This is a genomic window from Mesorhizobium sp. P2_F7 (assembly GCF_056403695.1).
Genome location: NZ_JBFUFA010000003.1, coordinates 274,732 through 300,229, shown reverse-complemented (window position 1 = coordinate 300,229; position 25,498 = coordinate 274,732). Strand labels below are relative to the sequence as shown.

General features: G+C 62.6%; 20 protein-coding genes and 2 pseudogenes. 10 read left to right on the top strand and 12 right to left on the bottom strand.

Annotation, left to right across the window (positions count from 1 at the left end):
• Nucleotides 1-15: 15 nt before the first annotated feature.
• From AC1DZ8_RS11170 to AC1DZ8_RS11160, 3 genes are all read left to right on the top strand, one after another.
• Nucleotides 16-1,089 (top strand): extracellular solute-binding protein, encoded by a 1,074-nt coding sequence (locus tag AC1DZ8_RS11170; RefSeq protein WP_477303458.1) that lies wholly within the window; start codon nucleotides 16-18, stop codon nucleotides 1,087-1,089.
• A 63-nt stretch (nucleotides 1,090-1,152) separates the two neighbouring features.
• Entirely contained in the window at nucleotides 1,153-1,983 is an 831-nt protein-coding gene (locus tag AC1DZ8_RS11165; RefSeq protein WP_477303460.1) for an ABC transporter permease, read from the top strand.
• 312 nt (nucleotides 1,984-2,295) lie between these two features.
• Nucleotides 2,296-4,428, top strand: a complete 2,133-nt coding sequence (locus AC1DZ8_RS11160) for an adenylate/guanylate cyclase domain-containing protein (protein ID WP_477303462.1) — start codon at nucleotides 2,296-2,298, stop codon at nucleotides 4,426-4,428.
• Nucleotides 4,429-4,593: 165 nt separating this feature from the next.
• Here AC1DZ8_RS11160 and AC1DZ8_RS11155 read toward each other — a convergent pair whose 3' ends face one another.
• A complete protein-coding gene (locus tag AC1DZ8_RS11155; RefSeq protein ID WP_477303464.1) occupies nucleotides 4,594-6,411 on the bottom strand; it encodes a patatin-like phospholipase family protein in 1,818 nt (605 codons plus the stop codon).
• A gap of 342 nt (nucleotides 6,412-6,753) precedes the next feature.
• Between AC1DZ8_RS11155 and AC1DZ8_RS11150 the strand changes: the two genes are divergently transcribed.
• The 6 genes from AC1DZ8_RS11150 to AC1DZ8_RS11125 all read left to right on the top strand — a co-directional run bounded on the left by AC1DZ8_RS11150 (nucleotide 6,754) and on the right by AC1DZ8_RS11125 (nucleotide 13,838).
• A complete protein-coding gene (locus AC1DZ8_RS11150; RefSeq protein ID WP_477303466.1) occupies nucleotides 6,754-7,941 on the top strand; it encodes a magnesium transporter in 1,188 nt (395 codons plus the stop codon).
• Between the two features lie 489 nt (nucleotides 7,942-8,430).
• Complete coding sequence (locus AC1DZ8_RS11145; protein WP_477303468.1) at nucleotides 8,431-9,675, top strand: tetratricopeptide repeat protein; 1,245 nt, start codon at nucleotides 8,431-8,433, stop codon at nucleotides 9,673-9,675.
• 88 nt (nucleotides 9,676-9,763) lie between these two features.
• Nucleotides 9,764-10,489 (top strand): FecR domain-containing protein, encoded by a 726-nt coding sequence (locus AC1DZ8_RS11140; RefSeq protein WP_352586370.1) that lies wholly within the window; start codon nucleotides 9,764-9,766, stop codon nucleotides 10,487-10,489.
• Between the two features lie 15 nt (nucleotides 10,490-10,504).
• The gene (locus AC1DZ8_RS11135) at nucleotides 10,505-12,457 is read left to right on the top strand and encodes a CHASE2 domain-containing protein (RefSeq protein ID WP_477303471.1); all 1,953 of its coding nucleotides are present in this window, start codon (nucleotides 10,505-10,507) and stop codon (nucleotides 12,455-12,457) included.
• A gap of 188 nt (nucleotides 12,458-12,645) precedes the next feature.
• Nucleotides 12,646-13,308, top strand: coding sequence for a L,D-transpeptidase (locus AC1DZ8_RS11130; protein ID WP_477303472.1), 663 nt, complete (start codon nucleotides 12,646-12,648; stop codon nucleotides 13,306-13,308).
• Nucleotides 13,309-13,319: 11 nt separating this feature from the next.
• Nucleotides 13,320-13,838, top strand: coding sequence for an OmpA family protein (locus AC1DZ8_RS11125; RefSeq protein ID WP_477303474.1), 519 nt, complete (start codon nucleotides 13,320-13,322; stop codon nucleotides 13,836-13,838).
• A gap of 79 nt (nucleotides 13,839-13,917) precedes the next feature.
• Here the strand turns inward: AC1DZ8_RS11125 and AC1DZ8_RS11120 are convergent, their stop codons facing one another.
• The 4 genes from AC1DZ8_RS11120 to AC1DZ8_RS11105 all read right to left on the bottom strand — a co-directional run bounded on the left by AC1DZ8_RS11120 (nucleotide 13,918) and on the right by AC1DZ8_RS11105 (nucleotide 17,562).
• Complete coding sequence (locus AC1DZ8_RS11120; RefSeq protein ID WP_477303476.1) at nucleotides 13,918-14,712, bottom strand: bestrophin-like domain; 795 nt, start codon at nucleotides 14,710-14,712, stop codon at nucleotides 13,918-13,920.
• 133 nt (nucleotides 14,713-14,845) lie between these two features.
• Complete coding sequence (locus AC1DZ8_RS11115) at nucleotides 14,846-15,364, bottom strand: DUF5943 domain-containing protein (protein ID WP_477303478.1); 519 nt, start codon at nucleotides 15,362-15,364, stop codon at nucleotides 14,846-14,848.
• 12 nt (nucleotides 15,365-15,376) lie between these two features.
• Nucleotides 15,377-16,651 carry a metal-dependent hydrolase family protein gene (locus AC1DZ8_RS11110; RefSeq protein WP_477303480.1) on the bottom strand — a complete coding sequence of 425 codons (1,275 nt, stop codon included), beginning with the start codon at nucleotides 16,649-16,651 and terminating at the stop codon, nucleotides 15,377-15,379.
• A 26-nt stretch (nucleotides 16,652-16,677) separates the two neighbouring features.
• A complete protein-coding gene (locus tag AC1DZ8_RS11105; RefSeq protein WP_477303482.1) occupies nucleotides 16,678-17,562 on the bottom strand; it encodes a fumarylacetoacetate hydrolase family protein in 885 nt (294 codons plus the stop codon).
• 145 nt (nucleotides 17,563-17,707) lie between these two features.
• On the opposite strand from AC1DZ8_RS11105, the gene AC1DZ8_RS11100 reads away from it, so the two are divergent.
• A complete protein-coding gene (locus tag AC1DZ8_RS11100; RefSeq protein ID WP_477400883.1) occupies nucleotides 17,708-18,409 on the top strand; it encodes a GntR family transcriptional regulator in 702 nt (233 codons plus the stop codon).
• A 70-nt stretch (nucleotides 18,410-18,479) separates the two neighbouring features.
• Here AC1DZ8_RS11100 and AC1DZ8_RS11095 read toward each other — a convergent pair whose 3' ends face one another.
• The 7 genes and pseudogenes from AC1DZ8_RS11095 to AC1DZ8_RS11065 all read right to left on the bottom strand — a co-directional run bounded on the left by AC1DZ8_RS11095 (nucleotide 18,480) and on the right by AC1DZ8_RS11065 (nucleotide 25,474).
• Nucleotides 18,480-19,526 (bottom strand): extracellular solute-binding protein, encoded by a 1,047-nt coding sequence (locus tag AC1DZ8_RS11095; RefSeq protein ID WP_477303486.1) that lies wholly within the window; start codon nucleotides 19,524-19,526, stop codon nucleotides 18,480-18,482.
• Nucleotides 19,527-19,558: 32 nt separating this feature from the next.
• Entirely contained in the window at nucleotides 19,559-20,362 is an 804-nt protein-coding gene (locus AC1DZ8_RS11090; protein WP_477303488.1) for an ABC transporter permease, read from the bottom strand.
• A pseudogene (locus AC1DZ8_RS11085) lies at nucleotides 20,359-20,943 on the bottom strand (ABC transporter permease); the annotation flags it as partial. The gene AC1DZ8_RS11090 and the pseudogene AC1DZ8_RS11085, both read right to left, overlap by 4 nt.
• A gap of 330 nt (nucleotides 20,944-21,273) precedes the next feature.
• Nucleotides 21,274-22,227: pseudogene (locus AC1DZ8_RS11080) on the bottom strand (ABC transporter ATP-binding protein); the annotation flags it as partial.
• A gap of 178 nt (nucleotides 22,228-22,405) precedes the next feature.
• Nucleotides 22,406-23,497: an ABC transporter ATP-binding protein gene (locus tag AC1DZ8_RS11075; RefSeq protein WP_477303490.1), complete on the bottom strand. Its 1,092-nt coding sequence runs from the start codon at nucleotides 23,495-23,497 to the stop codon at nucleotides 22,406-22,408.
• Between the two features lie 4 nt (nucleotides 23,498-23,501).
• Nucleotides 23,502-24,431, bottom strand: coding sequence for an ROK family protein (locus tag AC1DZ8_RS11070; RefSeq protein ID WP_477400881.1), 930 nt, complete (start codon nucleotides 24,429-24,431; stop codon nucleotides 23,502-23,504).
• Nucleotides 24,431-25,474: an SIS domain-containing protein gene (locus AC1DZ8_RS11065; protein ID WP_477303494.1), complete on the bottom strand. Its 1,044-nt coding sequence runs from the start codon at nucleotides 25,472-25,474 to the stop codon at nucleotides 24,431-24,433. Before AC1DZ8_RS11065 ends, AC1DZ8_RS11070 begins: the two co-directional genes overlap by 1 nt.
• Nucleotides 25,475-25,498 lie beyond the last annotated feature (24 nt).

The following is a 25,498-nucleotide window of genomic DNA, read 5'->3' as shown; positions in this document are numbered from 1 at the left end:
AGAGAGGAAATCGCAATGAACACGCATATCGGCCTCGGCGCCGCCCTTCTTACGGTCTCGCTGCTCAGCACGCCTGCCTTCGCCTTCGATGGGCCGGAACTGTACCAGGGGGAGCAGGCACTTTACGACGCCGCCCTTCAGGAGGGCATGGTCGTCTCCTTCGACACCGGTCCGACCTGGGCCAACTGGGCCGCCGAATTCAAGGCCTTCAAGACCCGCTATCCGGGCGTCGAAATGGTCTACAACGACCTTGGCTCGGCCGCGACGGTCGTGACGCTCGACAAGTCGAAGAACCGCCCCCAGGCCGATTCCGCCTACTACTTCGCCGCGTCCGCGCTCGACGCCGCGTCCAAGGGCCTGGCGGCCGATTTCAAACCGGTCAATTTCGACAGGCTGCCGGACGCTTTCCGTCATGAAAACGGCCAGTGGTTCACGGTCCATACGCTCAACGTATCGTTCCTCGTCAACACCAGGCTGGTCAAGAATGTGCCGCAAGGCTGGGCCGATCTCTTGAAGCCCGAATACAGGAATTCCATCGTCTATCAGGATCCGCGCTCGACGGGGCAAGGCCAGGTGATTGCCTTCGCCGCGGCCTTCGGCAATGGCGGCAGCATGGACGACGTTCAGCCCGGCATCAACTATCTCGGCAAGCTGACCGCGGCCGGCAACGTTCTGCGCACTGTCGGCACGACGCCTTACGCCCAGTTTCTGAAAGGCGAGATCCCGATCTGGATCGGCTACGAGAATGACGGCCTGAAGGCAAAGTACACGGACGGCATGGGCGACGACATTGCCGTGGTCATGCCGAAGGAAGCCTCCGCGGCCGCACCCTACGCCATCTCGCTGGTCAAGAACGGGCCGAACCCGAATGCCGGCAAGCTCTGGCTCAACTTCATCATGACCGAGACGGGACAAGGCATCTTCGCCGAAGGTTTCGTACGTCCGTCGGTGCCTGGCGTCAAACTGCCCGAGAGCGTGGCCGGCAAGTTGCCGGACGCCCCGCAACTGAAGCCGATCGATATCGTCAAGGCGACCGCCAGGAAGAGCGAGATCGATGCCGGCTGGGCGAAAGCGGTGCTTGGCCAGTAATCATTGCCGCATGACGGTCCGCGAGGACGAACCTCGCGGACCGATGCACAGCAAGGAACAAAAATGTCCGCAAGAACGCCCGGCGCCGTCACTGCGTCATTCGCCGTGCCAGGAACGGTGGTATTCGGCCTGTTCTTTCTTTTGCCGCTTGCCGCCATTCTGACCGAAGCCATGAGCGACGGCGGTTCCGCCTTCGCCCGCGTCTGGGACGATCCGACGTTCTGGACCGGCTTGCGCGGATCCATCCTGCTTGGCGTTGCCGCCCCGCTCTTTTCGCTTCTCGTTGGCGTGCCGGTGGCCATCACGCTGGCGCGCCTGTCGCCGCGCATGCGCACCTCGCTTCTGATCGCCATCTCGCTGCCCTTGACCTTCTCCGGCCTGATTGTCGCCTATGGCTTCATCCTGCTTTTGGGACGCGCGGGCTTCGTCACGCTGCTTCTGGCACAGCTCGGCTTCGACCCGGCGGCGGTCGGCGGCTTCATCTTCTCCACCCTCGGGCTCGGCCTCGCCTATTCCTACTATCTGGTGCCGCGCGTCGTCCTCATCGTGCTGCCGGCCGTGCGCAATTTCGACACCGTTCAACTGCGCGCAGCGCGCTCTCTGGGGGCCAGACCGCTGCGGGTTCTGGCGGATGTTCTCATACCGCAGATAATGCCTTCGCTGATCGCCGCTTTCTGCCTCACTTCGGCGGTGTCGGTCGGCGCCTATGGTACCGCGCTCGCCCTGGTCGGCACGCAAGTGAACATTCTGCCGTTGCTGCTTTACAGCAAGATCTCCGAGACCGGCACGGACCTGCCGTCGGCAGCCGTCATCTCGATCGTATTGATGGCTATCTGCGCCATCGCCATCGCCATCGGCGAGATCGTCTTCAGCCGCTCCAGGACGCGCGGCTGACCGCGGCTTCGCTGTCGACAGCTTCCTGCCATCCGGCTTCAAGCGCGCCGCCTTGGGCTTTGGATGGGGTATCATCCAAAACGCAATTCACGAGAACCAAGCAAGCCCTCGGGCCATCCTCGATGGCCGCTTCTGCCGTGCGGTCCCATGGGCAAATCGACAACGCATTCCCGCACACGTCTCGCAGTAAATTTGGTATGCATATGCGAGGGAGAGGGGAAAAACAGATGAAACACGATCCTGGCTTGCGGTCCGGCGCGGCGCCGACGCTCCTGTTTCCGAAGACCTGATGCAAAAGCAAAGCAAGATCTCATGTCTTCTTCAGATGTGACCGGCTCATCCAGTCCCGCAGGCTGGGGATTGGCTGCAAAGCTTTTTACAACCCTCGTCCTTCTTGGCGCGATCGCCGTCATGGTCACCGGGGCGCTCGGTTACTTCCGCGCCCGCGACGCTCTCGAAAAAGCAGTCTTCGACCAACTTACGGCCGCCCGTCAGACCAAGACGCGCCAGATCGAAACCTACTTCCGCACAATCGAGGCGGAACTGCGCCTGCTTGCCACTTCCAAGATGGTGGTCGATGCGACACGCGAGTTCCGGACCGCGGTCGACCAACTCGACCGGGCAGGCGCGCCGCCTGACCTGCGGCAGAGGGTCGGCGATTGGTACGCTGAGAACTTCATCCCCGAAATGACGCGCACCCTGGGCCGGGAACCAGCCCTGTCGGACTACCTGCCGGTCGATGGGGCCCCCTACTATCTGCAGTATCACTACATTGTGGACAATCCCAACCCCGCGGAGCGGCGCAACCTTCTCGACGACGCCGGCGACGGAAGCGAATACTCCAGGCTGCATGCCATCTATCATCCATTGATGCGCGCTGCGGCTACCACGGTCGGCTTTTTCGATTTCATGATTGCCGATCCCAAATCAGGTCGCCTGATCTATACGGTCGAGAAGGAGGTGGATTTCACCACGTCTCTTCAGTTGGGTCCGTACCGCAGCACCAACCTCGCGGCCGCCGTCGCCCGCTGCGCGCAGATCGCGGACCCGTCAGCCATCTGCCTCGTAGATTTCGCCTCTTATGCCCCATCAGGTGGCGCGCCGATCGCCTTCATGGCAGCACCGGTGATTGCCCAGGGCGTCGTCATCGGCGTGCTCGTCGCGCAATTGTCGAATGATGAGATCGACAACGTCGTCACCGGCAACCGCCGCTGGCGGCAGGAGGGGTTCGGCGACACGGGTGAGGCCTATCTCGTCGGACCCGATTATCTGGTGCGCTCTGGCCCGCGGGCGTTCTACGAGAACCGGGATAGCTTCTTCGCTGATCTCAAATCCGTCGGCACTTCAGACGAGGAGATCACCGTCATTCAGCGTTACGGGACACCAGTGCTGCATCAGCGCGTCGATACCAAGGCCTCGCGTGCCGCGCTCGCCGGTGTCGAGGGCACGGGCGAGATCATCGGATACCGTGGCGTCCCGACGCTCGCTTCATGGGGACCGCTCGCGATTTCCGATCTCAAATGGGCTGTCGTCGCCAAGATCGACAGCGCCGAGGCCTTCGCACCGATCGCCGAACTCCGCCGGGATCTGTTGCTCGCCGGAGGACTGGCGATGCTCGTGGTCGCGGCCACCGCCGCCTGGCTTTCGCGCGCGCTGCTCGGACCGCTCCGCGATCTCACTGCCGGGGTCAAACGCTTCTCTGCCGGCGACTATGCGACCAGCGTGCCGGTCCGCACGCGCGACGAGATTGGCGAACTCTGCTCGGCCTTCAATGGCATGGTTGAGGATCTGCGCCAGAAGAATGTCGTGATCGAGACCAAGAACCGCGAGAACGAGCTGCTGCTGCTCAACGTCCTGCCGGCACCGATCGCCAATCGGCTGCGCGCTGGCGAGGAGAGGATCGCCGACGGCTTCGCCGAGGTCACGGTCGCCTTCGCGGACCTGGTCGGCTTCACGGCACTGACATCGGACATGCCGCCGCACGATGTCGTGATGTTTCTCAACGGACTCTTCACGCGCTTCGACGTTGCCGCCAACGATCTCGGCATCGAGAAGATCAAGACGGTGGGCGACTCCTATATGGCGGTGTGCGGCCTACCCGTGCCGGTGGCCAACCACGCCGAGCGCATGGTCCGCATGGCCATCCGCATGGTCCACATTACCCGCGAGCACGCGCTGGAACACAACGTCTCGATGAAGCTCAGGGTTGGCGTCAATAGCGGGCCAGTGGTCGCCGGCGTCATTGGCAAGAGTAAGTACATCTATGATTTATGGGGTGACACAGTGAACCTGGCGAGCCGCATGGAGTCGGGTGGAGTTCCCGACTCTGTTCAGGTGACGCGCCCCGTCTACGAACAGCTCAAGGACCAATTCATCTTCGAGCCGCGCGGCGCTATCGAAGTCAAAGGCAAGGGAAAAGTGGAAGCCTGGGTGCTGAGATTTTAGTGGCGGGGCAGCTCCGATGCCGGTTTGCCCTCTACCTGTTCGGCGTCAATGGCTTTCGCCGCCGGCGCGACTTGGGCGTCCTGAGGGGAGCGGACCCGAATGTCCGCTTCACGCCTCAACGCGGTCAGCCGGTCGTCGTTCAACTCGATCCGCTCGCCGACCTGCTCAACCGAGCACCGCCCGGAGCCCTGAGTCGTCCTGGCGGAGACGTTCCTCGATCCATTGCGCCGTGCGGTCGTAGGCGTCCGAAAACAACTCGGAATGCCGACTCCAATCCATGAAGGTGCTCGAAACCTGCGGACAGACCAAGACATCCTCGTCGCCGACGGCAATGTCCTGCGGCCCGTGTGCCAGGATACTCGCGGCAATAACCTGAAGCATACTCGGAACCTGCGGCAGGCGGGCACGGCCGAAAGGGTTCAGCAGGGCGATCGCCAGTTCCGATCTTCCGGGGATGCGGTCATAGTCGATGTGGTATTTTTGCGGTGCACTGGACCCAAAGCTCACGATGACATTGGGGCCGGTCTTGAGTTCCCTCATCTGTTCCAGCGGCAAATTGTTCATGATGGCGCCGTCCACCAGCATATCGCCGTCGGCCGTAAAGAACGGCGGCAGGACACCCGGGAGCGAGCCGGATGCCCGAACGGCTTGCCAGAGTTTTCCACGACGGTGGACATGGGGCTGACGGCTGCTCAGATTGCTCGAAAGCGCAAAGAACGGAAACCAAAGATCTTCGATCAGAACGTCGCCGTATTCCTCCCGAAGGGCTCGATCGAAGGCTTTGTGATCCAGAAGCGCGAAACGCGGCCAGGTGGGGCGCCGAAACGCCCGACTCTTGACAAATACGTTGTGCGTGCCGCGGTCGATCTGCTCCGCGTCCAACCCTCTTGCGAAGCCGGCCATCATCGCCGCTCCGGAACTCGTCCCGCCGAGATAGTCGAAGCGCCCGCCCGCCTCGACGAAGGCCTTGTAAACGCCCAGATGGGCGCTGCCCAGGGACCCACCCCCCGCCGCCACGAAGCCACGTGCCTTGCAGGAAATAAATCGGACCAGGCGCTGGATATCAGACGCGTCCTCCAGCGCAACATGATGATGCTGGCCGACATGGGGGCGCTCATCGAGCCACGCAGAGGTGCCGGAGACCGCAGCCGAGCGATTGTCGTGAATTAAGACAAGCCGACCGGTCGATGGTGGATGGACCGATAGCGCCAATTCCTCGGACGTGTTCAAGTGAGGCGAGGAGGACGCGTTCGCTAGCAACAAAACGGTATCGGCCTGGCGAATGCAGACTCGTGTCCATTCATTAGGTTCTTCATCCGCGACGTAGACAACGAATTCAGCTTGCGCCTCCAGTTCGTTCAACCAGTTAAGGACCGGCTGGTCGTCGATCGGACGACCTGGGAACTTCGCGTGGACGTCAAGCCGGGAAACGAACTGAGCGCGCGTGACCGCGCCGAACTCTTGCTGTAGGTGCCCGATGAAAGCCGGTGAGATGCGACTTCCGCCGGCTGCAATGATGGCAAGCGTTCGGATTTTGGCAGGTTTCTGGAGACCTGACAAAATCGGAGATTGCGTGGCGAACCGACGCGCCAGAGATATTGTGACCGCCTCTCTCAGGTTCGGCAGAGCCTCGGCCGCCTTCTCGAAATGACTACGACTGATTTCAAGGACGATCGAATCGCGCGCTGCAAGGACAGTGGCCGTACGGGGCAGCCCTGCAAAGAAACCAATTTCGCCGACCAGTTCGCCCTGCGCGATCTCGGCGACCGAGCCAATCCGATCTCCTTTGTGTACCGTAAAGCGACCGGACAGCACGACGAAGAACCTGTCCGATGGATCGCCTTCGCGAACCAGGACCTCACCGCGCCTTAGGACCCGACGGTCGGATTCGGCAGCCAAAGCCTCGAGCGCCAGCAACGACGCACGATCGAACATCAATGTCGCCGACAATAATCTCGCGGCGAGAGAATCGGCGGACGACATTTTGAGCCATCCGGGGAACGCATTCGCTTCGGTATTGTATCCTGTACCGCTCGTGTTTGCAGCATCGCAAGGCGATACGAGCCGAACCGCAACGTTGCCGGCTGGGCCCGTCTAGGGGGCGGGGCAGCTCCGATGCCGGCTTGCCCTCCTCCTGTCCGCCGTCAATGGCTTTCGCCGCAGGTGTGACTGGGCGCCCTGAGGGGACCCGCTTCGCGCCTCAGCCCGCAATAACTTCGTGAACCACAAGGCGGACTGCCGGGGCCGCAAGAAGCTGTCATTTTCCGCACTGGTGCGATCCGATACTTTACATACTATGTGACCTTCAATCGGGGGCCATAGCAAATGAAAGAAGAGACCGGCGTTCAGAAGTTGGTGCGCACGCTACGTGCCCGAGCACCTGATGACGCAGCTGAATTGCTCGCCAGAGAGTCTCCCGAGTTCATCCGCGACACACTGAAGCTGTTACCGGACGGGCACGCCCGTAAGGTGGCCGAGCATTTGCCACTGCACATGCGGCCCATCGGGCCTCATGACGGTGGCGAGGATATCGCGATGCCCGAGTCGCTCATCGAGCTGATGGACCCGATTTCCGCCAGCGTTCCTGTCGGGACGACAGTTGCTGCCGCAGTTGAAGCTGTCAGACGCGCCCAGGTGCCGACCGAGCTCACTTATCTCTACGTCACGGACGAGGGCAATAAACTGGTTGGCCTGGTGGTCCTGCGCGATCTGATGCTGAGCGAACCGGACGCCATTGTCGATCAGATCATGCTGCCCAAGCCGTTCGCTCTCAATGTCGATCTCCCTTTGAGCAACGCATGCGAGGCAGCGGTACGGCGTCACTACCCTGTCTACCCGGTGGTGGACGCCGAGAACCGGCTGCTCGGGCAGGTTCGCGGTTGGCGCTTGTTCGAGCAGCAAATCATTGAGATTTCCGCCCAGTCTGGCCAGATGGTAGGCGTCCAGAAGGAGGAGCGCTCTTTTACGCCGCTGTTTTCAGCCTTCTTGAAGCGTCATCCGTGGCTGCAGTTGAACCTCCTGACGGCCTTCATGGCCGCATTCGTGGTCAGTTCGTTCACAGGCACGATCGAGAAGATCGTCGCCCTGGCGGCGTTCCTCCCGGTCTTGGCCGGGCAGAGCGGAAACACCGGCTGCCAGGCACTGGCCATGACGCTGCGTGGCCTTGCCTTGGGGGATGTGGACAAAAGACCGAAGCTGCACTTGGTGATGAGAGAGGGCGCGCTCGGGATCGCTAACGGCTTGCTGGTCGGCCTTCTTGCGGCTGCGGCGATGTGGTTCTACGCCTCGAGGCAGCCGGAGTCGGCGGCCCAAGCGCCCATGCTGGCACTTGTGATCCTGCTTGCCATGTCCGGAGCGTGCCTCTTGTCCGGAATCTCCGGCGTGCTGATCCCGTTGGGCCTGCGCCGGGTCGGTGCCGATCCGGCGGTCGCTTCGGCGATCTTCCTCACCACCTTGACTGATATTGTAGGCATGGGCCTGATGCTGTGGCTGGCCACCATGCTCGTGCTGTAGCAAGGCGCAGGCACGCGTCCCTGGGGATTGGGGGCAATAAGCTGGCCTCGTCGCCTTCGGAGAAATTGCGAGAGCCAGGCCGCATCGCGGACGCATGAGGAGCACCTCAGCATTTCGACCTTTGCGCAACGCGAAGGAAGACCTTTTGATAAAACGTGCGCGACCTTGAAGCCTCATCCGGTGACCGGATACGCGCAGAATCGCGCAAACAATGTAGATCTTGTTCCACGTAGGAGTTTGAATTATTTGCCACTAGAGCCGGATACTCCAATTACGTTCAGCAACGCTTGAGAAGATGTCTCGGCAAACAGCGTAGCCGAAATAGGAATGAACCCAAAAATTTGTTGCGCAGCTGCAACAGCTGCTGAGGCTCGCACGGTCTGGTGACGGTTCCGTCGCCTTTTTTCTTGTAGTCGTGCTAAATCCTTCGCACTAGTCGGGTTCGGGTGGGTTCTCGGCATGCTATCTTCGGCTCGAACGATCTTCGGCTTGGCCGCAGCGCTGCTTTTTAGCGGCGTATTGCCGGCCGGCGCACAAGGTCTTTCTACGGTCTATGACGATGCGTTTTCGGCCCGCATCGCCAGTCCGGCCGACAATGGAACACTCGCCCAATTCGTCACGGTTGCGGTCAACGCGGGACAATACGATCAGGCGATCTCCTCAATCGAGCAGTATCTGATCAAATACCCCCGCGATGCGCGCGCCCGGTTGGCGGCCAGCCGGCTGTATTATCATGTCGGGTCCTATGAATTGGCCCGGAGGCAGGTGCAGTACGGCATCGAAGTCGGCGGTCTGACCGCAAGTGAGCAGCAGGAAGCTGTCCGCCTGCTGGCGCGCATCGAGCGCGCGTTGCGTGGCGTCACCTGGGAACTCGCCCTGACTGGAGGCGTATTCAGCGCATTCACCGATTTTGAGCCAGGCGGGGCGCAGGACGACGACAGCTTCGTCTCGCCCTACGGGCGGGCCGACGGCTTTGTTCGGTGGGACCTCGGCACGCCAAGTGCTGACGCCCTCGTTCTTTCGGGCTCGTTGACGGCGACAGAGCGTTTTTTCACTGAAGACCTGTCGGTTCCGGGTAGCGAGAAGACTTTTGTCCACGGCAACGCAGCGATTACCTGGGACAAGGGGCTGCCCAACAGTGGGATTGATTCGCTTCGCCTGCTGCTTTCCGCGTTTACCGTTACAGATCGTTTCGACAGCGATATCCACGAAACCGGCGTCGGCCTCAGTGGACGTTTCCTCGTTCGCCCGACGGTCGAGACGACCCTCTTCGCCGGTGGCGGCTACATCGATCTAAGCGCCTCGCAAGGCATTTTCGCCGATAGCAGGGTCTTCTATGAGGCAGGCGGCAGTTACCGCTTCCGTAATGGCCAGGCGCTCGGACTGCGCTTTGTCGGCTCGAATGACTTCGCTTCGGGATCTGGCGAAATCGGCCGCAGCTACACGGGCGAGGTCCGCTATGGCGGCCTGTTGACGACCGTACCGGATTTTTTCGCATGGTCGCACCAGATCGCCCTCTCGGCCGGCCACAGCGACACTCCCGATCTGTCTGTCGGCATCGGCACAAATATCAAGAGCGACTTCTGGCGCATTGCCTCGGAAAGCGATTTTCAGATGACGGAAGCCCAGAAGATCAGCGTTGATCTCGCCTATCGAGAAACCAACTTCGCCATCGCTAACCGAGACCAAAAATCGTTCGAAATGCTCATGAGCTATACGTTGACGCTCAATTGAAAGGGCCGCGATGAGGTACCGTCCGATCGCGATTTTAATCGCCTGCCTTGCCTTCGCGGCACCCTCCGCCGCTGAGACGGTCGGGTCGATGACAGCCTATCAGACCAACATCGTCCGCAATAACGGTGGGACAATGAACGTTGGTGCCGGCGTCGAACTGGGCGACCAGCTGCGCAGCGATCCCACCGGTCTTGGAATGCTGGTGTTCCGGGATGAATCCAGCGCCAAGATAGGTCCGAACACCAGCCTGACGATCGATGAATTCGTCTATAATCCGGGCTCCGGCTCGGGAAAGATCGACATCGGGATGAACAGCGGCCTGGCCCGTTTTTATGGCGGTCAGGTTTCGAAACGGGGCGTCATGCAGGTTGCGACGCCGCACATGGTGCTCGGGGCGAGGGGCGGCATCATCGAAGTGCTGGTGGCAGCCGGCCAGACCGTCGGCATACTGCGCGCCGGCCGTATGACCTGCACGATCAATGGCAAACGGCTAGTCATCACAAACCCGGGCTACGCCTGCACATCGGAAGATGGCAAGCTGCTGGCCGGCTACGGCGGAATCGACACCTTCCCGATATTGGACAGTATCGACCGGATAGCCGGTACCGGCCTGCCAGGCGCACCGGGTCCTGGATTGGACGTAAGCGCAATTTGTGCGTCGGCGCTCGGCGGCTCGCTCAAAGTCTGCGACTCCACGGACGGCGCATTGCCAGGAGTGGTCATGGAATTCCCTGACAGCCCAACGCCACCTGTGGGCAGCGGAGGGCGGAGGGGCGATGGCGAGGGCGATGGCTGCTCCCGCTTCTGCAATTAAGCCCGGTCGTTCGGTATGAGCCCCTTTGCCGATCGGCGCTGGGCTGATCGGGGTTGGGCCGATTGGCGCTGGACCGTGAGGCGCAAGATATCCGGTCTCGTGCTCATTCTTTTGCTGCTCGCTTGCCATTTGGCTTTCGACGGGCCGCTGTCGCGCCTGCGCGAACGCACGTACGACTTCTACCAGTTTCTCGCCCCACGCCAAGCGACGAGCAATCCTGTCGTGATCGTCTCGATAGACGACGCCAGCCTCAATGCACATGGGCGATGGCCCTGGAACCGTGGCCTCTTGGCCGATCTGGTCGATGGCATCACCCAATCCGGCGCGTCGGTGGTCGGGCTTGCGCTGGTACTCCCCGAAGCCGACACCTCGCCTGAGGGCATCGCCGGAGACAAGCGCCTGGCCGCAGCGCTGGCCAAAAATCGGACGGCGCTTGCCGTCAGCCTGGGCAATGAGGCGACGGTTTCAGAAGCAGAACCCAAAGCCGGCTGGTCGATCGTCGGGCAAGTCCCGGATACACTTCCCGGCTTCACCGGCCTGACCGGCTCGCTTGCCGAATTCTCGCACGCGGCCGTGGGCCTCGGCGTGATTCGCACCTTGCCCGATCCCGACGGCGTACTGCGCCATGTGCCGCTGCTCTGGATTCGCAACACCGCTCAAGGCGTGCAACTGTGGCCGTCCTTCTCACTCGAACTCCTGCGCCTTTACGCCGGACAGGACGGTTACATAGCCCGGATGAATGCAGCCGGGTTCGACGCGCTCAGGATGGCCGGCGCCATTGTGCCGCTCGAGCCGGAGGGGGGCATCCGCCTCTGGGAAACCGCCACCGATACCCCCCGCCTGTCTGCCAGCACCATCCTTTCGGGCCATGGCGATCCGCGACTACGGAACGCTATCGCCATTGTCGACCTGTCGGCTGTGGGACTGACGCAGTACCTGCCCACGCCGACGCATCCAACGCGACCAGGCGCGGACATCCACGCCGATGCGATCGCCCAGATGCTTGCCGGGCGCTACCTGGCAGAGCCAACGCACGCGCGAATGCTCGAGCGGCTCTGGTTTCTCCTCGGTGCCGTCGTTTTCATCGGGCTTTCCGGCGTGCTCGCTGTGCGTGTCGTGGTTGGCGCCCTCGCCCTGACGCTGCTGGCCGTCACGCCGTTCGTGTTCGGCGCTCTCGAGTACAGCCTGCAGGGCGCACTCTATGACCCGCTGCAGCCGGCGCTTGCAACGATCATGGTTGCGGGCTTCGAAGGCTATGTCCTGTACAGGCGCAGCGAGCAGCGCCGGTCCACCCTGACGCGACAGTTCTCCCAATATCTTTCGCCCTCCGTGGTACAGCGCCTCGCAAGCTCGGACACAGAGGCAATCCTGTCCGGCGAGAAGCGCGAGATCACAATCCTGCTCAGTGACATACGCGGCTTCACGACGATGAGCGAACAGCTCGACACCCAGGAAATCGCCAAGGTGGTCAACCACTTCCTTGGCATTGCGACCGATGAGATCCTCAAGCGCGACGGCACCATCGACAAGTTCATGGGCGATGCGGTGCTGGCCTTCTGGAACGCACCGCTTGATCAACCTGATCATCGCGAGCGTGCGCTCGAGGCGGGCCTTGCCCTGATCGAGCGGGTGAAGCTCGAAGACGCCGCTTTCACCGCGGATGGCCATCGCTCCATCGAAATTGGCGTCGCCATCGAGACCGGCATCTGCTCGGTAGGCAATTTCGGCTCCGAACGGCGCTTCGATTACACCGCGATCGGCTCCCCGGTGAATCGCGCGGCACGGCTCGAATCGACGACCAAGAAGCTGGGCATCCCCCTGGTGCTTGGACCGGGCTTTGCGGCGGGAGCATCGATGCCGGTTGTTCAGGCGGGCGCCTTTGAGCTGCAGGGTTTCAAGGGCGAGGTACCGGTTTTCACCGTTCCGGAGATGCAAACTGCCGAGCCGCGAAGTACAGAGCCAACGTGAGCAATCTGGCGCCCCTGTCGGGGCGGGTGGTTCGCCGCCAACGGTGCAAATGGCACCGCCTAATGTTGCAGCCCGAACCCGAAGCACACTCTGACCGGTCCGCTCCCGGCTAACTTCAACATTTTCCACTTTGAGGTGAAATAATTCCCAACTATGATCCACCACGCTTAAGGCATGGGGGATTGCCGATGGTTTTGTCACGCAGGGGTGTCGTGATCGGTGGCCTGGCGCTGGTCGCAGCCAGTGCAACCGACACTGTTGTTCAAGCCGCGGCGGTGGCAAAATCCTTTTTCGCCGGCACCGCCACCGACAACAATTTTGTCTATCGCAAGACCAACTTCGCCAAGATCGACAAGAGATGGCATCGCCAGATCGTCAAGTATTTCAGCAGCGAGCCGGTCGGCACCGTCGTGGTCGATACCCGCCACCACTTCCTCTACCTCATCATGGAAAACAAGACCGCCATCCGCTACGGCGTCGGCGTCGGCAAGGAAGGTTTCAAATGGTACGGCCGCGCGACGATCGACCGCCGCGCGTTGTGGCCGCAATGGGTCCCGCCCCCCGAAATGCGTAAGCGCAGGCCGGAGCTGCCGGCCATGGTCGAAGGCGGCGCGCCCAACAATCCGCTCGGGCCGCGCGCGCTCTATCTGTACCGCGACGGCGCCGACATCGGCTACCGCCTGCATGGCACGCTGGAGCCATGGAGCATCGGTACCGATGCTTCCAGCGGCTGCATTCGCATGTTCCCGGAAGACATCATCGACCTCTACCAGCGGTGCCCGATCGGCACTGCGGTGGAGGTCCTGCCGCACATCGCCGACCAGGCGCCCCCTTCCACCACTGTCGAATGATTGGGCGCATCATGAACCGCTTGATTGAAAACACGCGCCGGCTGCTCGCCGCCAGCCTGCTGGTGCTGACCGCATCCTGCTCGACCAGCAACACGCTGACACCCACGCCGCCCACGCCCGACGTCACCAACGCCGAGATTGCCGGCTTCCAGAACGTGCAGCCGGGCAGCGAGGAGGATTTTATCCTCAATGTCGGCCGCCGCACCTATTTCACGAAAGGTTCGGCCGCGCTCGATTCTGTCGCCAAGACCACCCTCGACACCCAGATCGCCTGGTTGTCAAAGTATCCGCGCTGGCTGCTCAAGCTGCAGGGTTTCGCCGACGATCCCGGCGCAAGCGAAACTGCGCTGTCGCAGCAGCGCGCCGATGCAGTGATGAACTACCTCGCCGCCGGCGGCATTGACCGCAACCGGATGTGGGCCAAGGGCTACGGCAAGGACAGGCTCGTCCGCGACTGCCCCGACAACGCCTGCAGGTCGCAGAACCGCCGCGTTGTGTCCAATCTGCGCGATGAGAGGGACGACTCGTAGGAGGCTGCTGTTTTGCTTGTCACCAAATCAGAGCCTCACAACGCGACCGAATTTGCCCGTCTTGGCACTCCTGCCTGTATCATCCGCCGCCGCCCGCCTTGGCTTCCGGCATAACTTGCAGCAACGGTTGCGGTGATACTGCGATCTCTCCCGTAAAGGGCCGGTCGTGGGCAAGAATCAAGAGAACGGATGCCGCCACGCCGGTCGCAAAACTTCCAAGAGCGATCGCCGATGCCATTCGGTTATCACTATGAACGATCGCGATCGCGAGAAGAGCACAGAAGGCTTGCAGGATCAGGCATGCCCACTTCGTGGGGTTGACCTGTGCCGAGCTGACGAGAACCCGCTGGCGACGCGCCTCGAAGGCGTCTTCAAGCCACCTCGTAATCTCGCGCTGCGCGATCTCCTGGCCGGGATTGCTTGGCGTCAAAGCCAGCGTCGTCCGCAGCGCCTCGTTAAGCGCCGGTGGAATTATGGTGAGGGTCGCCGCGCTCTCGGCCATCAGCGGCCACTCCTGGCTCGTCGTTTCCTCGATATAGCTGCGCACCAGCGTCCGCAGGCGCGCCTCGGGCTCCCCGGGAAAGCTGCTCGCCAGAAGCACGACCGACCGCAACGCACTGGCCTCGCGATTGACTGCCGCATTGGCGCGATCGTTGTCGCTCCAGACCTGAGCGGCGGTGAACGCCACAAACAGGCCAAAGATGATACCGAGCGGCGGCAACATGCCAGGCGAAAGCGCCTTGAACGACCGCGCCGTGGAGCCCGCTGACAGAGCGGCGATGACTTGGTGCAAGATGAACGCGACGACATAGGTGGCCCCGAACACGACGACAGCCATCCAGGCGAGTGGAAGAGTATGCAACCAGCCACTCATAGTAGCGCCTGCCCCATCCTGAGAATTCGTCGTCAGCGTTTGTAAGGCCGTCGTTCCACTCGTGGCAATGCCACTGTGTTCCATCGTGTCAACAAAACTCTATGCACGTGTAATCGGCTGACAACCGGCGTGCTTACGCCGCGAAGTCGAAGCGGCAATGGTCGTGCCGGCCATCGCAGGCGCAATAGGTCTCCTCGCATTCCACTGCTGTCGGATCCACGATGCCGAGCAGGAATGAGAAAGCGCCAGTGATAAAACCTTCGAACATGTAGCAGACGCGCTGTCCGCGCTGCTGCCCGGCTTCGAGCGCGAAGATCGAATTCCTCAGGCTGATGCTGCCGCGGCGACTGGTGGTATCCAGCGTGTCGATGGAAAACTGGCCCCAGCCGCGTTGCGACAGGCGCTGGAAATAGTGGCGGAACGTCGCCGCAGGGTCGAGACCTTTGCCGCGCACCTGCGCCTCGCACCATTCGATGGCCGACTTCGCAGTCGATGCGCGCAGGATAGCGCGATAGGAATCGCGGCCGAGGGCTGCCTCGACCGCGAGATGGTTGTTCACCAGGAAATGCCTGGGCAGGTAGACCATGGGCAGCCCGTCGGTCCGCCAGATGCCGGTTGTGTCATCGACATCGATCGGGACCACAGGCTGCATGATGGTCGCCGGTTAGGCCGCTTGCCGCTGCGAAGCGACCGAGGCCGAGTGGTCCTTGTAGAGTTCGCCGTCCTTCATGATGACGATGAGGTTTTTCTCATGCACCATCATGTCGAGGTCCTTCAGCGGGTCGCCATTGACCAGCAGGAGGTCGGCGATGAAGCCTTCCTTGACCATGCCGAGCTCGTCGCCGAGGCCCATCACCTGGCCGCCGAGCCGCGTTCCGCATTGCAGGGCTTCGCTGGGCGAATAGCCCAGCAGGTCGACGAAGTGTTTTAGATCCCGCGCGTTGGTGCCTTGCGGCGTCTGCGCGAAACCATAGTCGCCGCCGATCAGCGCCCGCACGCCGCGCTTGCGCAGTTCGGTGTAGACCTTGCGGCTGTCGTCGAGGATGCGCTGCATGCCGAACTTCACCGCCATCTCATGAGTGAAGCCGAAGGGCTCGCCCTCGTAGAGCGTGCCGTAGATGATGCCGATGGCCGGGCCGACGAAGATGCGGTCCTTGGCCGATTCCAGCGCATCGAGCGCTTCCTCGTCGGCGGATTCGCAGTGGTAGATGACGTCTACGCCGCAGGTCACCGCGCGTTTCACCGAACCGGCGGCGCGGGCATGGCAGTTGATCTTCTTGCCGAAGTCACGCGCCACCGACACCGCCGTCATCACTTCGGCCTCGCTCATGACGGTGAGGCCGCCATGTGCGGCGGGGCTGAGATCGTCGCCCGAAATGTTGATCTTGATGTTGTCGGCCCCTTCGCGGCAGCACAGCCGCACCGCCTTGGTGATCTCCTCGACGCCGTCGGCGATCATGCCGAAGCTCTCGTGATACATATGCTGCTGGCGCTCGTCGCCGAGGCCGCCGGTGACGGTGATCTCGGGGCTGCCGGCGCGCATGCGCGGACCCGGCAGGCGGCCGGCATTGATCTCGTTGCGGATGACGATGTCGAGCCTGAGCTTCGAGGTCGCGGCGCTGTAGGCGCTGGTGAAACCATGGTCGAGCAAGGTCTTGGCGTTGCGCATGGTGAGCAGCAGATGCTCCTCGGGCGGGATCAGGCCGAGATCGGAATCCTTGATCGCGCCACCGAAGGAAATGTGAGCATGGCCTTCAACAAGGCCCGGCATCAGCGTCATGCCGCGGCATTCGACCGTCGTTGCGCCCTCGCCCGACAATTGTCCTGGCGTACGCGCAATGGTGACAATGCGGCCATTGTCGACCAGCAGATCGGCCGGAAAGGCATCGGCGCCGGTGCCGTCCCAGATCATGGCATTTCGAAACATCACTCTTGTCATGACATCGTCCTTTCGCGTTTGGCGGGTTACTGATTGACGGCTTGCCGGGCGGCGACATCGTCGGCCACGACATTGGACAGGATGCCGACGCCTTCGAGCTCGATCTCGCAGACATCGCCATGCTTCATGAACAGCTGCGGCTTGCGCGCCATGCCGACACCGGCCGGCGTGCCGGTGACGAGAATGTCGCCGGGCTCCAGCGTGATGGCTTCGCTGATGATCGAGATCAGCGAGGCAACATCGAAGATCATGTCGTTGGTCGAGGCGTTCTGGACGACCTCGCCATTGAGTCGCGTCTGGATGCGCAGGCCCTTGCCGCCCGGCGGCAACTCGTCCGCCGTCACGAAGATCGGCCCGAACGAACCGGTGCCGTCGAAATTTTTGCCGACGGTCCATTGCGGCGACTTGGTCTGGAAGTCACGGATCGAGGCATCGTTGAAGATCGAATAGCCGGCGACATGGCTGATCGCCTGGGCCAAGGGAATGTGGCGGCCGGCCTTGCCGATGATGGCCACCATCTCGCCTTCATAGTCGAGCTGGATCGAGGCTTCCGGGCGGCGGATGGCCGCGCCATGCCCGATCAGGCTGGACGAGAAGCGGGCGAACAGCGTCGGATAGGCCGGCGGCGTAAAACCGCTTTCGATCGAGTGGTCGACATAGTTGAGGCCGACGCAGACGATCTTTCCGGGCTTCGCGATCGGCGGCAGCCATTCGACGGCCTTCGCATCGATGCGCCGTCCGCAGGCCAGCTTCTCGCCTGCGGCGTAGAGCGCTTGCCCTCCTTCGGCGATCAGTTCGTCCAGCCAGCCCGGAAACATCGCATCGCTTGCGTCGATGCCGCGGAACTCGCCTGCCGGCAAGGCGATCGCCAGCCCAGGTCCCCGCGACGATTTATAGACTGCAAATCGCACTGGCCACATCCTCGTTGGTGAAGGCTGGACTTTGTTGAGAAATTATATATCTGTCAACAGAGAATATATTATTTTGCATTCTGATTTCTGGCTGAGATAATGTATCAAGACTCCTCAATGGACGGATTCGGCCGCGGGCAAGCGAATGGCTAGGGAAGGCTCGATCAATCTCACCCAGGGCGCGTATGAGGATCTGCGCGCCGACCTGTTGTCGTGCCGGATCGCGCCGGGCAGCCGGCTCAAGGTCCAGGAGCTCTGCGACCGGCTGTCCGTCAGCCTCGGCGCCATCCGCGAGGCGCTGTCGCGGCTGACCTCGGAAGGCCTGGTCGTGGCCGAGCCGCAGCGCGGCTTCCGCGCTGCCCCCATCTCGGCCGAGGACCTGCTCGACCTCACCAAGACGCGCATCCAGATCGAGACACTGTGCATTCGCCGGGCCATCGAGGTCGGCGATGTCGCCTGGGAATCGCAATTGGTCGCCGCGCTCCACCGGCTGTCGCGCACGCCCGAGCACACGCCCGACGATCCGGTGCATTCGAGCGACGAATGGGCGACCGCGCACGCGGCCTTCCACAAGGCGCTGGTGGCCGGCTGCGACAGCCACTGGCTGCTGCGCCTGCGCGACCAGCTTTACGACCAGAGCGAGCGCTATCGCCGCCGCTCGGTCTCGCTGGCGCCGAAGGCCCGCAACATCATCAAGGAACATCAGGACCTCGCCGCTGCCGTGCTCGACCGCAATGCCGAGAAGGCCGCCGAATTGCTGGCGGCGCATCTGGCTGTCACCACCGACATCCTGCTGGCGGCCGAGGCCTCCGACCTGCCGGCGCCAAAGACGAAGGTGCGGGCGTAGGGTTTCATCTCCAAATTCCTCCGGGAAACAAAACGCCGCCCGTGCAAACAAGCGGCGTTTTGCTGTCGGCCTACTGGCGCAGATTGGTCCAGATCCGGTCATAGGCGCGGATCGCCTTCTCGTCGCAGGACGGTGCGAACGAGATCTTCAAATCCGCCGGCGGATTGAACTCCGGCGAGCCGCCAATGTCCGCCGCCAGGAACTTGTTCGATCCGGCGATCGCGCTCTGGTAGCCGGTGTATTTCTGCTGCAGCGCGATGTTTTCGGGATCCATCAGGAAGTTGAGAAACTTCTTGGCGTTCTCGACATTGGGCGCGCTGGTCGGCACCGCGACATTGTCCATCCAGCCGACAACGCCTTCCTTGGGATAGACGTATTTGACCGTCGATTTCTGCTGCCGTGTCGCCAGCGCCTTGCCAGACCATTGCTCATGCATGACCGTTTCGCCGGCAACCTGGCGCTCGACGATGCCGTCGGAATTGTAGACTTTGACGAAGGGCTTCTGCGCCTCGAGCAAGGCATTGAGTTCCTTCAGATCAGCCGGATTGCTGTTGCACTGGTCCTTGCCGAGATAGACCAGCGCCAATGACATGACCTCGGTCGGCGAGCCGAACATGCCGACCTTGCCCTTCAGTTCCGCCGGCGGATCGAACAGCGGCTTCAGGCTGTCGGTCGGCCCTTTGTAGACGGCGGTGTCGACGGAATAGGAGGTCGTGCCCCACACCCATGGCACCGTGTATTTCGCATCCGGATCCCAGGGCCGATGCTGCCATTTCGCATCGACGTTCTTGAAGTTCGGCATCGCGCCTGCATCGACTTCCTGGAACAGCTTCTGTTTGACGAAGATCGGCACGAAGTCATTGCTGATGATCATCACGTCATAGCCGGCAGCACCGGAGCTCAGCTTGGCGAGTGCGGTCTCGTTGGAATCGTAGGTGTCGATGGTGACCTTCATGCCGGTCTCGGCCTCGAACTTCTTGATCATTTCGTCCGACGTGTAGTCGGTCCAGTTGTAGATGTGCAGCTCGCCGGCATCGGCGAGTGCCGTGGTGGTGATCGCGCCGAGCATGGCGGCGGCAAGCGCTATCCTCGAAAGTCCTTCTTTCCATTTGGTCATGGTCGTTCTCCTCTGGTCTGTTTTCTTGTTTTCTAGGCAAATCTGTTGCGTCGCCCGACGAGCAAGGCCGCCGCGACGAAGACGATGGAAACGGCAAGCAGGATGGTGGAGATGGCGTTGACCTCAGGCGTCACGCCAAGCCGCATCATGCCGTAGATGTAGACCGGCAGCGTGGTCGATCCGGCGCTCGAGACCATCATCGAGATCAGGAAATCGTCGAGCGAAACGACGAAGGCCATGATGGCGCCGGCAGAGATCGCGGGCAGCAGCAAGGGCAGTGTTATCAGGCGAAACAATCGCCACTCATCGGCATAGAGATCGCGTCCCGCCTCCTCCAGCGTACCGCCCATGTCGCGCAGCCGCGCCTGGATCGGCAGCAGCGCGAACGGGATGCAAAAGACGGTGTGGGCGATCATCAGATTGATCAGCCCGTGATGCATGCCGAGCCCTGAGAAAAAGATCAGCGTGGTGATCGCCACGACGATCTCCGGCACCACCAGCGGCATCGCAATCAGCGCAGTGGCTGCTCCTCGCCCGAAGCGCAGCCGGCCGCGCTCCAGCGCGAGCGCGCCGGCGGTGGCGATGGCCGTTGACGCTATGGTGGCGACAATGGCGACGATGACGCTGTTGTAGGCGGCGTCGCGGATCGCGCCATTGTTGGCCACAGCCACGAACCATTTGAAGCTGAAGCCGGCCCACACCGTGACCAACCGGCTCGAGTTGAAGGCATAGATCACCAGGATCAGCAGCGGCGCGTAGAAGAACAGGAAGATCAGCGCGGTGTAGGCCGACAGGCCGGGCGTATGCCGCCAGTCGAAAGGCTTGGCGCCATTCATCGCCGGTCCTCCTGTGCACGGCGCGAGCGGATGACGAAGACGGTCAGCACCACGACCGTGACGACGGTCGAAAGGGCTGCGCCAAACGGCCAATTGCGCGATGAGGTGAACTGCATCTGGATCAGGCTGCCGATCAGCAGCTTCTTGCCCCCGCCGAGCAGGTCTGGAGCCAGGAACGAACCGAGCGCCGGTGCAAAGACCAGCGTGGCGCCGGCCAGCGCGCCGGGCCGCGCCAACGGCCAGACGATGCGGCGGAACACGGCGGGGCGGCTGGCGTAGAGGTCGTGCGCCGCCTCGATCAGCCGGGGATCGATGCGCTCCAGCGTCGAATAGATCGGCAGCACCATGAAAGGCAGGAAAGTGTAGACGAGGCCGAGCAGGATCGAGCCGTCATTGTAGAGCAGCGGCAGCGGATCGGAGATGATGCCGGCATGGCGCAGCGCACCATTCGCCAGCCCTTCGTCACGCAGGATCAGGATCCAGCAATAGGTGCGGATCAGCGTGTTGATCCAGAACGGCAGCGTGACCGCGAACAAAAGGATCCGCCGCCGTTCCGGCGTCTGGCAGACAATGTACCAGGCAACCGGCAGGCCAAGCACGAGGCAGATCAGAGTGGTGGCGATCGCGAGATAGATCGAGCGCAGGATGATCAGCGCATAGCTTGGCGAGAACACCAGGCTGTCGTCGAAATCGCGCTGGTAGAGAAACTGCAGATAGGCGTCGAAGGTCGCCGGCTGGGTGACGCCGCCATAGGGATTGGCGGTCATGAAGGAATAGGCAACCGCCAACAGCAGCGGCAGCACCATGAAGATGCCGATGACCAGCATGGCCGGCACAATCAGGAGCCAGGTGCGGTTCGGACCCATCTCAGTTCGCCAGCTCGCGTTCGACGCCCGCGCCCAGTCGACGACAACCCTGTCGCCTGTCGAAAGTGCGGCACCGCCGCGCGAGCGCGAATGCAGCTTGGCCCCCTCCTCCAGCACGACCTCGTAGAGCGTGTCGGAGCCGAGGAAAGTGATGGCGGAGACCGCACCGGTGGCATGGCCCCTGGCGCCGTCCGATGCCGGCGACACCACGATATGCTCCGGCCGCACGACGATGGTCTTTGCCGGATCGCGGCCGAGGGCGGCGCCCGGTAAAAGATTGGACTCGCCGATGAAGTCGGCGACAAAACGGTCCTGCGGATTGTCGTAAATGTCGCGCGGCGTGCCGACCTGCAGCACGTCGCCGCCGCGCATCACCGCGATGCGATCGGACATAGCAAGCGCCTCTTCCTGGTCATGCGTGACCAGCACGAAGGTGATGCCGGTCTCGCGCTGCAGCCGCTTCAACTCGCTCTGCATGCCCTTGCGCAGTTTGAAGTCGAGCGCCGACAGCGGCTCGTCGAGCAGAAGCACGCTGGGCTTGGGGGCAAGCGCACGCGCCACCGCGACGCGCTGCTGCTGGCCGCCCGACAATTGCGCCGGGCGCCGCGTGGCGAAGTCTTCGAGCCGCACCATCTCCAGCGCTTCCCTCACGCGCTCTTCGATCAGCGCTTTTGGCGCGTTCTGCATTTCCAGCCCGAACGCGACATTCTCGGCAACGCTCATATGCGGAAACAGCGCGTAGCTCTGGAACACCGTGTTCACCGGCCGCTTTTGCGGCGGCAGGGCGGCGACATCATTGCCGGCGATGCGGATGGCGCCCGTGCTCGGCGCCTCGAAGCCCGCGATCAGACGCAAGAGGGTTGTCTTGCCGCAGCCCGATGGCCCCAGCAGCGTGAAGAATTCATTGTCGTAGATTTCGAGGCTGACTTCCTTCAGCGCGTGGACGGGATCGGTATCCCTGGTCACGAAGGACTTTGACACGCTGTGGATGTCGATCATGACCGGCACATTCCTGGACTGCATTTGAGATGGCCGGAAGGCCATCACGGTCGTCTGGCGCCGCACCTAAAAATTCGCTCCAAAATTATATTTGTCAACGGATAATATATTGTTTTTACAGTTCGACACGCGAATGTGTGGCGGACACCGTCCCGACCTGCTCCAGAGCCCTTTGCGCTCAGAGCACCTTGCCGCTTTCAGGGTCGAGCAGGTGCATGTGGCCCATGCCGAGCGACAGCGTTGCCATCTCCCCAGGCTTCGGCGTCGCCGCGGGATCGATCCGCGCCGTGGCCTCGGCGCCGGCGACCAGCACATGCAGCAGCGTCTCCATGCCCATCGGCTCGACGACCTCGACCGGCACCTTGATGTCGACGCTATCGGGCCGCTCGCGTTGCTCGGTGATGTGCTCGGGACGCAGGCCGAATTCGAGCTCGCGGCCGACGTGCGCAGCATAGCGCGCGGTGCGGGAGGCAGGCACGGCGAGTGCAGTACCATCGCCGAGCACCACCGCCAGCCTATCGCCATGCCCTTCCAGCCGGCACTTGAAAAAATTCATGCCGGGGCTGCCAATGAAGCCGGCGACGAAGCGGCTGGCCGGCTCATGATAAAGATCGTTGGGCGGCCCGATCTGTTCGATGCGGCCCTTGTTCATGACCACGACACGGTCGGCGAGCGTCATCGCCTCGACCTGGTCGTGGGTGACGTAGACGGTCGTGGTGGCGACCATCTGGTGCAGTTTCTTGATCTCGGCGCGCATCTTGACCCGGAGCTTGGCGTCGAGATTGGAAAGCGGCTCGTCGAACAGGAACACTTTCGGCTGGCGTACCATGGCGCGGCCCATGGCGACGCGCTGGCGCTGGCCGCCGGAGAGCTGGTGCGGCTTGCGGTGAAGAAGCTCGCTGAGGTCGAGAATGTCGGCGACGCGCGCAATGCGTTGCTTCACCTCGGCATCCGGCACTTTGCGGATGCGCAGGCCAAACGCCATGTTCTGCGCCACCGTCATTTGCGGGTAGAGCGCGTAGCTCTGGAACACCATGGCGATGTCGCGGTCGCGGGCCTGGACGGTGTTGACGAGCTTGCCGCCGATAAGGATATCGCCGCCGCTTGGCCGGTCCAGCCCGGCAACCATGCGAAGCGTCGTCGACTTGCCGCAGCCGGAGGGGCCGACGAGGACGACGAACTCGCCTTCGGCAATGTCGAGGTCGATATCGTGTACGACCTTCAGGTTCTGAAAACTCTTGGAAATCTTGCGCAGTTCGACATCGGCCATGGCGCTATTCCTTTGCCGTCGGCGCAAACATATCGAGCGCCAGAGCAGCTGTGCCGATCACGCCGGCGTCGTTGCCGTGCTCGGCCGCCACGATCACCGGCGGCCGGCCGGGCTTGAGCAGGACGAAATCCCGGACGTTCTTGGCAATGCGGTCGGTGAAGAACGGGCCGGCCAGCGACAAGCCTCCGCCGATGATCGCCGCCTCGATGTTGAGCATGTTCGACATGATGCCGATCATCTGGCCAAGCCAGCGCGCCACTTCGTCGACCACCTGCAGGGCGATCGCATCGCCGCCCTTGGCGAGATCGACGACGGTTTCTGCATCCTTTGCGTCGGTGTCCGGCTTGAGCTGGCGATATCGGTTGACCAGCGCCCGGGCGCTGGCGAGGTTCTCGACCATACCCGGCACCGGGTCAGCGATGTCGGTGCGGGCCGGGTCGAGCGAGATGCAGCCGAACTGCGGCGGCAGCCCATCCGGACCATCGATGACCTTGCGGTCGATGACCATGGAACCGCCAATGCCGGTGCCGAGCGTCAGCAGCGCAAAGCGCGAGAACGGACGCCCGGCGCCATGGCGCATTTCGCCATGGGTGGCGCTGACGGCATCGTTGCGGACAACGGCCGGCACGCCGAACCGGATGGAAAACAGTTTTGACAGCGATCCCTTGAGCAGCGCCGGGATCGCCGGACAACGGCCGTTGAGCATGCCGGTCTCGGGATTGGGCGTGCCCGGCACACCGATGCCGATGGCCGCGATGTCGGGATAAGCTTTTCTCAGCGTCTCGGTCGCTTCTGTGACCAGATGGACGAAATCCGCGAACTCGACATCGCGGTGTACAGGCACCGCATCCCGCGCGAGCACCTTACCTGAACCGTCGACGACGCCGAGCTTGACCAAGCTGCCGCCAATGTCGATTCCAACAGCGGTAACCATCACGCCTCCTTGCGGATGCGCACGTTGAGCCGCCGTCCGAGGTTGGGGTAGATCATCTTGTCGGGATCGATGCCGCGCGCGATCGCCAGCTCGCAGCCATACCATTGCAGCGGCATCGGCGCCCAGCTTCCGGCGAGCCATTGCTGCTCAGGTGCTGTCGGCCAGCTGACGTCGAGGTCGAAGCGGGTCGGGTGGCCAGAGAGGTTGAGGACGACTGTGCGCGGTCCAAGCTCGGCCAGCGCCTCGCCGAGATTGGCCGCAACCTTCGCCTCGCTCTCGGTCTGTGCAATAGCGATCACCAGGCTGTTGTTCGTCGTGCCGTAGACATGGCCGTGCAAGGCCTCTTCGGTGTCGAAGGCGGAGGTCGGCACGCCGCTGATCTCGGCGATCTTGAGCGACGCTTCGAGCGCAGTGCCGAGATGCGTCGCCTGGCCGGCGACCAGGATGTAGTCGGGAACGCCGAAACGACTGACCAGATCCTTCGCCGCAGCCAGACCGGTCTCCTCAGTCTTCTCCAGCTGGGCGAGCAGCCCCGAGACATCGAGTGTCTTCTTGGAGAGCTTGGCCGCGACCGCCAGCACCGAGATGACCGTGGCGGTGTAGCCCATGGTCTTGGGGCCGACCGTCTCCGGGCCGATCGGCATGACGATGATCTCGGCGCCGGTTTCGGTAATCAGGCTGCCGGCCTCGCCGGTGACGACGAGCGTTGGAAACCCAAGCTCCACCGACAGACGCACTGCCTCGATCGTGGTGATGCTCATGCCGGACTGCGACGCCGCCAGAACCAGCGTGCGCTGGTCCGATGCCTTGGGCGGCAGGCGCAGGAAGGCTTCCGGCTCCTTGGCGATGACCGATGCGCCGGTGCCCTCTTCCAGCGCCTCGGCGCCGGCCAGAAGCGCATTCATCGACGAGCCGGTGCCGAGCAGCACGATCCGCTGAGGCGCCTGGCGCAGGCTCGCAAAACCGTCGAGCTCCGCGCCGATCGCGGCGGGCAGGCTGGTGAGCGTCGCGGGCTGCCGCCGGATGTATTTGCCTATCTGCATTTCAATGTTCCATCAGTTCGAAAT